Origin of the sequence: Bradyrhizobium sp. IC4060, assembly GCF_020193715.1 — a bacterium.
GTDB classification, from domain to species: Bacteria; Pseudomonadota; Alphaproteobacteria; order Rhizobiales; family Xanthobacteraceae; genus Bradyrhizobium; species Bradyrhizobium yuanmingense.
This window is the reverse complement of record NZ_JADYVJ010000009.1, coordinates 1-12,375: the sequence shown is the minus strand read 5'-3', so window position 1 is coordinate 12,375 and position 12,375 is coordinate 1. Positions and strand designations below refer to the sequence as shown.

12 protein-coding genes are annotated in these 12,375 nt (G+C 62.8%); 5 read left to right on the top strand and 7 right to left on the bottom strand.

The genetic code is table 11. From position 1 onward, the window contains the following. Nucleotides 1-119: 119 nt before the first annotated feature. From I6F16_RS25530 to I6F16_RS25510, 5 genes are all read right to left on the bottom strand, one after another. A complete protein-coding gene (locus I6F16_RS25530) occupies nt 120-305 on the bottom strand; it encodes a hypothetical protein (protein WP_225124433.1) in 186 nt (61 codons plus the stop codon). Between the two features lie 351 nt (nt 306-656). After that, nucleotides 657-1,034, bottom strand: a complete 378-nt coding sequence (locus I6F16_RS25525) for a TadE/TadG family type IV pilus assembly protein (protein ID WP_225174101.1) — start codon at nt 1,032-1,034, stop codon at nt 657-659. Next, the gene (locus tag I6F16_RS25520) at nt 1,031-1,534 is read right to left on the bottom strand and encodes a TadE/TadG family type IV pilus assembly protein (protein WP_225174100.1); all 504 of its coding nucleotides are present in this window, start codon (nt 1,532-1,534) and stop codon (nt 1,031-1,033) included. Before I6F16_RS25520 ends, I6F16_RS25525 begins: the two co-directional genes overlap by 4 nt. An 11-nt stretch (nt 1,535-1,545) precedes the next feature. After that, nucleotides 1,546-2,841 carry a pilus assembly protein TadG-related protein gene (locus I6F16_RS25515; RefSeq protein WP_225174099.1) on the bottom strand — a complete coding sequence of 432 codons (1,296 nt, stop codon included), beginning with the start codon at nt 2,839-2,841 and terminating at the stop codon, nt 1,546-1,548. Nucleotides 2,842-3,085: 244 nt separating this feature from the next. After that, nucleotides 3,086-3,310 (bottom strand): DUF2093 domain-containing protein, encoded by a 225-nt coding sequence (locus I6F16_RS25510; protein ID WP_036009228.1) that lies wholly within the window; start codon nt 3,308-3,310, stop codon nt 3,086-3,088. 192 nt (nt 3,311-3,502) lie between these two features. Between I6F16_RS25510 and I6F16_RS25505 the strand changes: the two genes are divergently transcribed. Together I6F16_RS25505 and I6F16_RS25500 are read left to right on the top strand one after the other, a co-directional pair. Next, nucleotides 3,503-4,297 (top strand): dienelactone hydrolase family protein, encoded by a 795-nt coding sequence (locus I6F16_RS25505; protein WP_225174098.1) that lies wholly within the window; start codon nt 3,503-3,505, stop codon nt 4,295-4,297. 64 nt (nt 4,298-4,361) lie between these two features. Next, a complete protein-coding gene (locus I6F16_RS25500) occupies nt 4,362-4,508 on the top strand; it encodes a hypothetical protein (protein ID WP_197424412.1) in 147 nt (48 codons plus the stop codon). Nucleotides 4,509-4,637: 129 nt separating this feature from the next. Here the strand turns inward: I6F16_RS25500 and xseA are convergent, their stop codons facing one another. Next, nucleotides 4,638-6,257: an exodeoxyribonuclease VII large subunit gene (gene xseA, locus I6F16_RS25495; protein ID WP_225174097.1), complete on the bottom strand. Its 1,620-nt coding sequence runs from the start codon at nt 6,255-6,257 to the stop codon at nt 4,638-4,640. A 170-nt stretch (nt 6,258-6,427) separates the two neighbouring features. On the opposite strand from xseA, the gene I6F16_RS25490 reads away from it, so the two are divergent. Both I6F16_RS25490 and I6F16_RS25485 read left to right on the top strand, forming a co-directional pair. Continuing rightward, nucleotides 6,428-8,986, top strand: a complete 2,559-nt coding sequence (locus I6F16_RS25490) for an SIR2 family protein (RefSeq protein ID WP_225113334.1) — start codon at nt 6,428-6,430, stop codon at nt 8,984-8,986. Further along, on the top strand, nt 8,952-10,454 hold the full coding sequence (locus I6F16_RS25485; protein WP_225113333.1) for a hypothetical protein: 1,503 nt from the start codon (nt 8,952-8,954) through the stop codon (nt 10,452-10,454). The genes I6F16_RS25490 and I6F16_RS25485 overlap by 35 nt, the downstream gene beginning before the upstream one ends. Before the next feature lie 204 nt (nt 10,455-10,658). Here I6F16_RS25485 and I6F16_RS25480 read toward each other — a convergent pair whose 3' ends face one another. After that, nucleotides 10,659-11,234: a GIY-YIG nuclease family protein gene (locus I6F16_RS25480; protein WP_225113332.1), complete on the bottom strand. Its 576-nt coding sequence runs from the start codon at nt 11,232-11,234 to the stop codon at nt 10,659-10,661. Between the two features lie 440 nt (nt 11,235-11,674). Between I6F16_RS25480 and I6F16_RS25475 the strand changes: the two genes are divergently transcribed. Continuing rightward, nucleotides 11,675-12,199 carry a hypothetical protein gene (locus tag I6F16_RS25475; protein ID WP_225174096.1) on the top strand — a complete coding sequence of 175 codons (525 nt, stop codon included), beginning with the start codon at nt 11,675-11,677 and terminating at the stop codon, nt 12,197-12,199. Nucleotides 12,200-12,375 lie beyond the last annotated feature (176 nt).

The window sequence follows — 12,375 nt, the reverse complement described above, 5'->3', positions numbered from 1 at the left end:
CACGACATGCAGGCGACGACGACGGTGTAGCATTCGGGTGTATTCATTGCCGTCTCCCAAACTGTTGCCAATTGCTTGGTCGCTGCTACGCGGGAGTGATCGCCGGTCTTGGAGCCGCTTCAATTCGGCAGGCCGAGACCGGTCTTGCGGTGCGGGTCCGTTCTCTCATCGTCACTCAGCGTCGCGGGATAATGATCCGCTGCGACAGCTTCAGCGCGCTCAGCTGCGATCAGAAGCTGTTTGCGCATCTCAGCGAGACGGGCGCGGCAATACTCACGATAGAGCAGGTCGAAAATGGCGGGCATGATCACCCCCATCGCATGATTGTCGATTTACAGATATTCCACCGCGAATTTTCAAGGTGATCGTCGCCCGTCAGATGGCTCTTCGATATGAGCCCGTTCACAGACCGCGCCAATTCCAACGCTCGATGGCTGTTTGGTTGACCTGATCGTCTGTGCGATAAAAAGAACAGGGCCAATTACCTAACCTGCACTATAGCAGTGCTTTGTTTCAGCAGAACTTCATCAAACAACTCTAGGGCGCGGAATTGCAACAAAGAATCCAACCACAGGGCGAAACGACTCACCCACGGCTGCAAGGAATGTAGAACGCAAGCGATTGGCATGGCAGAATCCATTTTTCTGTCGGCGACCTCAGCTCGGGAAGCAGGCTCGCGCGGTCAGCGTGATCGGAGACAGGTTGATGATCTGCGGAAACTCGAATGAATAGCTCGCGCTGACCTGGTTGCCGCATGCGACCGTGGCAAAGGTGAATGTCCCCGGGGGGAGCGTGAGGCCGTAGGCCTGCTGGGCAGCGTAGGTCGTGATGGCGCTGCTGCTCGGGCAGAGCGTGTTGTTGACGCTCGCGCAGCGCGCCGCCATTTCGCTGCCATGCTGGATTCCGAGCTGAGTCCAGAACAGCAGCCCGCATTCGATGATCCCGAATATGAACAGGAAGAACACGGGAGCGGTCAGCGCAAATTCCAGCGCTGTGGTGCCGCGCGTGTCCCGCCATAATGCGGTGAGCTTCACTGCAGCCTCGTGGTGGACTGCGCGGTGTACGTGTATGTGGCCGCCACGATCTGATAGTCGATGATCGTATAGTACGTCGCTTGCGCCGAGACCGTCGTATATGTCCCGGCCGGCGCACCGCCGGTGCAGACCGTTCCGCAGCTGGTGGCGCTCACGCCCGCACTCGTCGGACATCCGCAGAACTGGACTGGCGGAGGTGAAGCGGTGATGTTCGTCGCGCTGGTGGCACTTGCGACGGCGTTCGCGATGCCGCTCGTGTCGAAGCCGCGCGCAATCGCGTACTGGGCTCCCGCTTGCGCGGCATTTTCGACCTGCATCTTGCGATAGAGGGCAAGCCCGATGTCCGTGACCGAGACGACCATCAGGGACAGCAGGGGAACCAGGATGGCGAATTCGGCTGCCGCGACGCCCCGTTGATCGCCGGCAGCGATTCGCACATGCCGCGCCAGAGAACCGAGCAATCGACGGCCAAGCTTAAATGAGAAACTCTGGATCTGCATCGCTCCAAACCTCATTCGACGAGCTGCGCGGTCTGCGAACCGATCGTCGCGGTGCCGAGCGCGGTGCAATTGACCTGCAGGTTCGACGTGCCGCTGAACGTCAGCGTATCCGCGATGATCTTGGTGCAGGATGTGCTGGTGCCGTTGCCGCCGCTGAAGCTGAGATTGGCCTTTGGCAGGTAGATGGCACCGCCGAAATTCTGCGTAGCACCGCCGGTGAGATTGAAATTGGTCCCGGCCGGCATGTTGCGGTCACCGTACATGACGATGCCCTTCGTCGGGCCGCTGGTCGGCCCGGTCAGGTCGACGGTCGCGTTGCTGCCGATTGAGGCGGTGCCCCAGTCGCTGCCGGAGCCCGTGAACACCAGGGTGACGCCGCTGCCGGTGATGGTGGCATTTCCGGCGACGCTCAAGCTGGCGCCGTCCAGATAGTAGATGCCGGGATTGAGGTTCAGGACTGCGCCGGCGTTGACCGTGATGCTGCCCATGTAGCAGCCGGGGTCGAGCGAGTTCGTCTTTCCGTTGGCGTTGACCGTGATCTTGGCATTGCTGCAGCTCGGCCGCGTCGGCGGAGAGACGTCGGCATAGGGATCGGCGACAGGCGTGATGTGCGTCTTGACCCCGTTGGTCGCCGTGATGCTGCTCGCGCCGGAGACGTCGCCGACCACGCCGACCTGGTTTGCCGCCACCGAGGCGCTGCCGGCGACGTTGAGCGAGGGGCTCGCGCTCGAATTGCTGTAGAGATTGCACTTGATCAGGTTGAGCTGGTTGCCGCCGCTGACGTTGACGGCGGGGCTTGCGCTCCTGTTGAGCGCAAGGACGCAGCCCGTCCCGGAGTTGGGCAGCGCGACCGAGCGCGCGGTGATTGGTACGCGATCCGAGCCGAACAAGGCCGACAGCAGCCGACGCTGCGGTTGACTGACGATGACTTCGATGGCCTGCGCGTTCGACGCTTGACTGCCTGTTTTCGGTGGCTGGTTCACCGTGACAGTGACGTCGTTCGCGCCGTCGGTGTAACCATAATTTGCCGCGACCGCCTTGGCTTCGGACCGGGGGTCGCCGCCTGCACTGGCAGCCGTCGCAGCGCTGACCGCGCCGGAATCTGCAACGCTCTGCATGTTCTTGTGCTTGTAGTACCACCAGCCCACTTCCGTTCCGAGGCCGGCGGTGCCGACCAGGACCGGCATGAGCAGCGCAGAAATGAGCACGTAGCTGCCCTGCTCGTCGCGGATGAACCGTTCGAGCAAATGATCCCTTGCGCTCGAAGGTACACCGAACGAACGGCTGAAAATTCTCCGGAGGTCCATGCTTCCTGCCCGCTTGCCACTTTATCCCGAGGCAATGTGGTGCGGGCCGGCTTAAATGGGCCCCAATGGAAGCCTGACAATTTTAGATATCGGCGAACATTCAGCCGGCATTCATGGCCGCAATCTTATTGAATGAAGCCGCATCCAGGAGAAGTCAGATGGAATTGCACCCTGCAATTGTTACCGCCAGCATTATAGGTCTGCCGGTTTTACCCGCCTTACGAGAGTTGCGAGAGCCGAAGGATCACGGCTGCTTCAGCGCGCCGGGAAAATGCCGCTGCAGCACCGCGGTGGGCGTGGCATAGGCCTCCTGCAGATCGACGCTCCAGTACTTCAGCTCGTCAAGCGGGATGCGGACGTCGGTGATCGCGCAGCGCACGAAGGTCCCCGGCGAGATCACGCGGAAATCGCCGTCGAGATATTGCACCTGCGCTTCGCCATGGCCCGAGGGGCCGAACTTGTTCAGCACGGTCGAAAGTCTCCGTGGGGGCCTCTCCAGGAAAGCCGTGGAAGGCACGATGTGTTGGACGGGATGTAGCATAGATGGGGTGGCTTGTCCGCCCGTTAAACCCACCGGTTCGTGATGATTTGCCGCCGTTTTCGCATGATAAGGCTTCGGTCGAAGGGGCGCCGGTTCCGGCAGCTCCTGCCGCAGAGTCCGATGCGCCTTCGCCTCGCCGCTTTGTTCCTGACGCTGCTGATGTCGGCCGCGCACGCCGCCCCGGCGCCGCAGCCGGTCGAGATTCCGCTCGCCTCCGGGGTGCTCCATGCGCAGCTCTACAAGCCCGCGGGCGAGGGACCGTTTCCGGCCGTGATCGCGCTGCACGGCTGCGGCGGGCTGAGTAGCCATTCCGAGCCCGTGCTGCCGCGCTATCGCGAATGGGCCGAGCGCCTGCTCAAGGCCGGCAATGCCGTGCTGCTGCCCGACAGCTACGGCTCGCGCGAGCTCGGCCCGCAATGCCGCGTCAAGGAGATGCACGTCAAGGCGCGGCGCGAACGCGTCGCCGACATCGCGGCCTCGCGCGCCTGGCTGATGCAGCAGGCTTGGGTGGCGCGGGACCGTGTCAGCCTGATCGGCTGGGCCAATGGTGCGAGCGCGCTGCTCTGGGCCGTGCGTCCGCAGAGCGCAGCGCGCGATCACGGTCCGGACTTCCGCGCCGCGATCGCGTTCTATCCGGATTGCCGGATCTCGGCGGGCCTCGGCTGGAGCACGCGGGTGCCGACGCTGGTCTTGATCGGCGCCGATGACGAGGTGTCGTCGCCGCCGGCCTGCCGCCAGATGGTGGACGGCGCGCGCGGCCGCAGCGCCCTAGCGCGCATCGTGGTCTATCCCGGCGCCGATCACGATTTCGACCGCGCCGGCGCGCCGGTGCACGCAGCCGCCGCGCCCGAGCACGGAGATGCCGAAGCCCGCGCCGCCTCGCAGAAGGACGTCGCGCAATGGCTGGCGCGGTGATGGCGGTGCCGTAGCACGTGCCCGCGCCATCATTCGACCACGATGTCGATTAAACGCATCTCACATGCATGGCCGCATCACGCTCTTCGCCTCCGCCCTGATCGTCTTCACCGTCGCGATCCTGCTGTTCGAGGCCCACGCCGGCCCCCACCGCGCGCCGGACCATTGCGGCTTCTGGACCACGATCGAGGCGGGATTGTCGTGCCGGTAGGGGCACGCTGTTTCCTCGTCGTCATTGCGAGGAGCCCTTGCGACGAAGCAATCCAGAGTCCCTCCGCGGAAAGACTCTGGATTGCTTCGCTGCGCTCGCAATGACGCGGATAGAGCCCGTCCTCCCTCCTCAGAACAAGCTGCCCTGATCCACCGGCTTGGCCAGGCGCCTCGGCGCCGGCTTCGTCTCCGCAGCCGGCTTGGCCTGCGCCGGCGCGCGCCTCTCCGCGGGCGCCGGGCGATCCGCATCCGCCGTTGCGCCGACACGGCCGTCCGCGAACTCGATCTCGACCCGCGCGCCGGGACCGATCGCATCCGCCGCATGCACGGGATGGCCGGCCTCGTCGCGCACCAGGGCAAAGCCGCGCGCGAGCACGCTGCGATAGGACAGCGCGGAGAGCAGCTTGCCGCTGTTCTCGACCCGCGCCTCCAGCCGGTGCAGCAGCGTGACCAGCGCGCGCTGCGCCCGCTCAGTCAGACGATGCGTGCGCTCGCGCTGGCGGGCAATCGCGTTGCGCTGCGCCTGCGCATTCGCAAGTTTTGAGGCGCGCAGGCGCACCTCCAGTCCGGCAAAGCGGTCGCGCCGCTGCCGCAGCAGCGAGCGCGTGGAGAGACCAAGCCGCTCGCCGCACACGGTGAGGCGATGATCGGCCTGCGAGATCTGGCCGTGCAGCACGCGCAGCGTCAGCTTCGCGCTTGCGGCGGTGAACCTGCGGAAATGCGCGTGCGTGTTGGCCTTGAGGCAGCGGGGCAGGGAGGCGCCCGCCGAATCCAGTCGCTGCCGCGGGATCGCGAGCAGATCGCCGGCCGCCGGCAGCGCGCGCGCGGCGGCGCGCAACTCGCTGCGGCGGCTCTCCTGGGCGCGTTGCCAATAGGCGCGGGTGCGGCGGCCGAGATCGCCCACCTCGATGAACAAGTCGCTGCGCACCGGCACCGCCATCTCGGCCGCCGCCGTCGGCGTCGGCGCGCGCTTGTCGGCGACGAAATCGATCAGGGTGATGTCGGTCTCGTGCCCCACCGCCGAGATCAGCGGAATCATGCTCTCGGCGGCTGCGCGCACCACGATCTCCTCGTTGAACGACCAGAGGTCCTCCAGCGAGCCGCCGCCGCGCGCGACGATCAGCACGTCGGGCCGCGGAATCCTGCCGCCCTCGGGCAGCGCGTTGAAGCCGCGGATCGCGGCCGCGACCTGCTCGGCCGAGCCGTCGCCCTGCACCTTGACCGGCCACACCAGCACGCGGCGGGGGAAGCGGTCCTCCAGCCGATGCAGGATGTCGCGGATGACGGCGCCGGTCGGCGAGGTCACGACGCCGATCACCTCCGGAAGCCAGGGCAGGAGCTGCTTGCGCGCCTCGTCGAACAGGCCCTCGGCGGCGAGCTTCTTCTTGCGCTCCTCCATCAGCGCCATCAGCGCGCCGATGCCGGCCGGCTCCAGCGCCTCGATCACGATCTGGTATTTCGAGGAGCCCGGATAGGTCGTGAGCTTGCCGGTGGCGATGACCTCGAGCCCCTCCTGGGGCTTGAAGCGCATGCGGCTATGCACGCCCTTCCAGATCACCGCCTCGATCTTGGCGCTCTCGTCCTTCAGCGCGAAATAGCAATGGCCGGAGGAATGCGCCCCGCGAAAGCCGGAGATCTCGCCGCGGACGCGGACATGGCCGTAGGCGTCCTCGACCGTCCGCTTCAGGGACAGGGACAGTTCGGAGACGGTGAATTCAGGCGCGTTGAGCAGTTGTTCCGCAGGCGGCATAGCAAAGGATTCGGCATTTCGGAGTCAGGCCCGACGTTAGTGATTTTCGGGGCGCGGCGCCAATCCGGGCACCAGACGGATGTGAATATGCCCTTGAGCCTGGCTTATCCACCGGATTACGCATTGTCTGTACTTGTTTTGTTCGCAAGAATCGGCTTAACCTCAAGGGCATGTCCCACAAGGATAGTGTCGCCCTTCTTTGCTCCCTCTTGCGGCCCGACAACGACGCGCGGCCCACATTCCTCTTCGGCGCGGGTACGTCGTTTTCGTCGGGAATTCCGCTTGCAGCGGAAAGCGTGAAGCGGCTCGCCAAGCAGGCCTATTCCGATCTCAAGCTCGGCGGCAAGACTCTTCCCGAGCAGATCAAGACCTCCGAGTGGACCGCGTGGCTGCAATCGCAGACCTGGTTCATTCGCGGTGATGACCGCCTCGCCGAAAATTTCCCGCTCGTCATTCAGCATCTCCTCAAGCCGGACGATTATCGCAAGCGGGCGCTGCTCGACCTGACCGCCTTACGCCAGAATCTCGGCGACGGCTACCGCGCGACCGCCGATCTGGTCTTGCGCGGACTGATGGGAACGATACTCACCACCAACTTCGACAAGTGCCTGCCGAAGGCGCTGAACGATAAGCAGCCACACATCCGGCACGTAGCCGAGGTGAATCGCGGACCGAGCGACTTCAACGAGTTCAGTCTCTATGCCCGCGCGCAGATAGTGTGGCTGCATGGAAAGGCCGAACAGTACACCGACCGCAATCTGGTCAGCGAAACGCAGGCGCTTGATCCGGTGTTGGTTCAGACCTTAGTACCGCTGCTGAAAAGCACGCCGCTGGTCGTAGTGGGCTATCGCGGCGCTGAACCCTCGATCACTGAGTCGCTGCTGGGAGCAGCGACAGGAATCGAATTCCGCCACGGCATATATTGGTGCATCAGGAAGGGCGAGCAGCCGCACCTGCGTGTCGCGGCACTCGCGGAACGTCTCGGCCAGAATTTCCAGTTCATCGAGATTGACGGCTTTGACGAACTTCTGACCGACCTGAACCGCGATCTCGCGGGAGTTCAGCGGTTTGCACCTCTGCCCGATGACAAGCAGAGCAAGCAATTCGACGACCAGCCCGTTGCCGAGGCTACGTGGGCAGACATTGACGTTGATCTCGCGCTCACGACGCTCCGACAGTATTGCCAGAAGCTGGAACGAGGCGCGATTGACTCGCAACAACTCAGGCCGTTGATGCGCGAACTCGGCTTGGTGGTAACCTCGTCCGGCGAGGAAAAGCCGAGCGTCGCGTGCATTCTTCTGTTTGGCCGCGATCCGGGGCGCTTTTTCTCTCACAGCGTCATCGGCGCGACGATCGACGGCAAGCGCAAACAGGTATTCAAGGGTAATCTGATCGAGCAGCGCAAGAGCGTGCTCGAATGGATGGAAGAGGAAGAGATCAACCCGAAGATTAAGGTGAAGGGCCGGCGACAGCACGAAAGCCGTTTTGCGTACCCTGAGCGCGCTCTTCTTGAGCTTCTGGTGAACATGATCGTTCACCGCGACTATACGATCGCGAAGCCGGCGCATATCAACGTCGTGCCAAACCGCTCGGTCCGCTTCGTAAATCCGGGCGCGCAACTGCCTAACGCGGTGGCGCATCTGAAGCTCGACGCCGACGGCGCCTTCGAGCCTGTTCCGCAGTTCAGTGACCTGCGCAACCGTGCGCTTTGCGACGTGTTTTTCGGCATCAGCGCGATGGAGCGGGCGGGCACTGGCCTCACCGATGCGCGCGAACTCGCAGAGCAGCATGGCGGCACGGCGACCTTCGCTTATCCGCCCGGACGGGACTGCTTTGAGGCCGAGCTTTACCGGCTGGCCGCGTCAGCGGGATCGGCGACGGTTGCGCGCGACACGCGGCCGGTCGGCACGTACGTTCTCAATTTGCTGCCCTTCGGATCGATCCCGCAGGAATTGACACGCATCCCGCTGAACGTCGCCGGCTGGGACGAACTGCAGAAGAAAGTTCCTCTGGACGACGTCGGCACCTTCGTGTTCGAAAGCAAAACAGGCGATCTGTGGAGCTTCGTACCGGCTGCGCTTTTGAGCACGCTGTTCGCTCCGGTTGCAAAAGGCCCTGCCAAGCCTATCCCGCTCGACGAGGTTGAGCGCGATCCCGTGCTGCGCGCCAAGTTCGCATGGCTCGCGCGGCGGCACTTCGAGCGATATCTGACGCGCTTTGACGATCGCGGTCTCCTCATTGAGAAGAATAAGCGCGGTTATCCGGCCAAGCGAGCCTACTTCACGGCGCACAACCGGCAGAACCGCACGATCATCTACGACACGCCACACCGAAAAAACGTGCGCCGCGATGTTGTCAAGCGCCGCGGCGAGGACCGGAAGACCTGGTTTGAGTGCGAAGGCTTCGGCTACGAGGTGGTGCACCAGGCAGGTGTCTGGGGCGTTCGCATCAAACCCTTCTACATGTTCGCCAAGCACGACGGCGTTTCGCCGCTGCCGGGCTACATGCGAACCAGTAAAGCGACCCGCCGCATCAAATTCGATCGCAACGCGAGCGTGGAGAGCGATCTGGCATTTTGGGCACGCTTCCTCGCGCAAGGTGCGCCGACCATCAACATCGGCAACCGCCATGTCGATGACCTGCTGCTCGAAGGCGCCTTCTTCACGGTTGACGTGCAGGAAGGAGGTTTGATCGATGGCGCTTCCGCTGAAGATCGACGTTCTGCCTGAGCCGGAACTCGAATTTGCTAATGCCGCGCATGACGTAGACCCGCGCCGGGGTCTTAGCGCGCATGGTCCCGTCGATGATCGCGGCCTCCGAACCGTCCGTCTTGGCCTCGTCGGACTTCCCGAGGATGTCGAAGCGGCGACGGCGTGGCTTAATCGCCTCAAGCAATACAGCCCGACCTTCGAGGCCAATTCGAACCGCTTTCGCGATTGGCCGGGCCTCGAAAATGCTTTCAATTGCAAATTCCTCATCGAGGAACGCTTCATCCGGACCATCGAGCCGAGCGTCTACAACACCCAGTTCAAGGACGCGTTGACCGGTAGGACCTTTAACGAGCTGGTCGAACTTTTCGACGGTCGGATTAGTAGCCTTTTCGGCGACGACAGCCCGGATTGCATCATTGTCTGCATCAAGCCGGAGCTTGGCGACCTCCGCGTCGCCAATCCGGGTTTGACGCCGGAAGAACGGCGGGCGCTTGAAGTGTTGCGCGCTGAGGAAGAAAGCGATCAGCTGGCGCTGTTCCAGCCGTCACCCGAGGAGCGGAAAGAGGCTGAGGCCCTCTACACGATGGCCGATGACTTGTTGTTCCGCACCTTCTATCGCGCCATCAAGGCGCGCACGATGATGCACGACGAAGCCGTGCCCATTCAGATCCTCCGGCGGGATACGATTGACCGTCCTGACGACAAGGGACAGAGCTTCGCAACGCGCGCCTGGCACATCACGACCTCGATTTACTACAAGGCACAAGGAATTCCATGGCGTCCCACCGACCTGCCGCGCAATGTCTGCTTTGTCGGGATTTCTTTTCATCACATGAAGCGGCGGAGTGGCCATCTCGTCTACGCGAGCGTGGCACAGGCCTATTCGACCGACATCGAGCCGTTCGCGCTGAAGGGCGCGAACATTGAGCATGACCAACGGCGCGACCGGCAGCCTTATCTCGACGATGCGCAGGCCAAGAGTCTTCTCGATGACGTTCTCGCCCAATATGAAAAGCGCGCAGGGGTCATGCCGGACCGGGTCGTCATTCACAAGACGACGACGTACCAGCCGGAAGAGATCAAAGGCTTCGCGGCGTCGGCCAAGGACCGGGTTCCGGCCGTCGATTATGTGTGGATGCGGTCAACGGCGTTCCGCATGGTGCGCAAAGGGACCGAGGAGCCATGGCGGGGCACACTCTGCACGCTGAAAGACCAGTTCTATCTGTTCACAGGCGGATACGTTCCTTGGTGGAACGAGTATCCCGGTATGCACATTCCGGCCCCGATTGAGGTCGGCACGGCGTCGCCGACAAACATGAAAGACCGTTCGAAAGAAATTCTGACGCTCACCAAGATGAATTGGAATTCGAGCGACGGCATCTCGCGCGTGCCAATTACCATCATGTTTGCGCGTCGCGTCGGCGAACTCATGTGCGAGCTGTCGGACAACGCAACGCCGAAGGCATCGTACCGGTTCTACATTTAGCAGAATAGCTTGACGCGGCAGTAGATCGTAGGATGGGTTGAGCGGACCCATCGCTTTTCCATTCCCGCTCTCCCCCATCGCGGCTGTCCGACTGTGAGCGACGAACCGCGGATGGCGCCCGGTCGGCTAGCTTTACGGATGCTTCGAAAAACACGTGTGATGGGTTTCGCAAGTGCCCAACCCATCCTACGGGCTACGGGCTGATCAAATCACCTTGTCACGCGGCCATTGCATCTTTGGGAAGAGGCCACGATACCTGTCGCGCGCATTGATGGCGCGGGCGAGGTCGGAAAACCACATCGCCCTGCTTCCTCCAGGAAGCTCATCGCCGATCAATGGGCGAAGCCCCTCATCCCTATCGGGAACGAGCACAAAATACATGTCAAGGCTGTGCCGATAATGGATGCCGTGTCTGCCTTCAAAGTTGAAGGTGTGGTTGCGCATGTATTCTGCAATGACGGCAATCCTGGGAGTACGCGCACGGCACTGCGGAGCCTGCCGAGGGCGATAATACTTCCGCGCATTAAGGAGATTGTCGAAGAGATTGATCCAGTATGTTTCACGATCGCTGACCTGACTTATGTCACACCATTCGAGCAATGCGGTCCGAACCGGAAACGCGTCGTTCCACTCGTCACGCATCCAGCTTCGCACGACACCTATCCCGTCATAAGGACCCCGCCGGTGCTGCACAAAACGGCGATCGATGGTGTCAGCCGTCATCCCGACGTATCGTACCCGCCCGTCGCGGCAGGAATAGAGAGCGTAGATGGACGCCATCGAGGCTCCTGGGTGCTTTCCGGCTCAGCAAATGAAGTGATAGGCTCGAGGTTTGTCAACCTACGCCCGCACATCGCAAGCTGCTGGGTGACTGGGTTGGGCCCGGAACGGGTAGCTCGTAGGATGCGTTGAGCTCACGCGAAACCCATCGCTTCCCTATTCCCGCTCTCCCTCATGACGGCTGTCATCCGACTGCAAGTGACGACAAACCGCGGGTGGCGCCCGATCGGCTAGCTTTACGGATGCTTCGAGAAACACGTGTGATGGGTTTCGCTAGGCTCAACCCATCCTACGGGCTGCCTCGCATTGCCTCGGCCACCCTCGCAGGCGCCGCGCGCGGTGCTATCCCGCTAATTGACCCACACCGGCTTTCGTCCTAAATTTAGGACATGACGGATGGGCGTTGGCCTGCCGCATATGGGCAAAGGAGGCCCGATGTCATGACGAACCAACTACTCCAAGACATTGGCGAGCAACTGTACGGGCCGCGCTGGCAGACCGATCTGTCGCGAGCCATCGACGTTTCGGACCGCACGATGCGCCGCTGGGTTTCTGGCGAGGACGGCGTTCCGGAGGGGGCGTGGCGGGACATCTACGCGAAGCTGGAAAGTCGGATCACCGAGCTTGATGTCACGAGACAGCGGCTGTCAGGCCTGCTCGGCAGGCGTCGACTGAAGCGTGAGTTGGAGCCCATCCCCAACGGAAAGGCACGCGCGGAGCTTGAAGGCGTCGAGTTCGCGATGAATGACCCTTCCACGCGGCGCACGATGCGATGCCTGGCGCGGCGAGAGATTTTCGATGATCGCGGCTGCACCGATTGCCCAGGCATGCTGGCTTTTTTCGAACGTTACGTGAAGAACTTCCAAGCTGCGGCGAGCGTCAAGCACGACATGGGAGAGTGGCACGCTCCCACGCGCATCATCATCGGAAACGACGACATCATCCTTCCGCCGACCGCTCGTTAGGTTGAGTGGCAAGCCCGCTGGGCCCCGAGAACGGCTTCCGCGACGCCCGGCCCAGCGCGCTCCCCCTAAGCGTTTTCCTGGCCCGCTGTGCTACAGACACCGGCCGGACTTCGGGCGAAGGGAAGCAGCTTCGCCGCGCCCCGAATGCCGGGGAGTTCGGCCCCACCCCCTTGAGC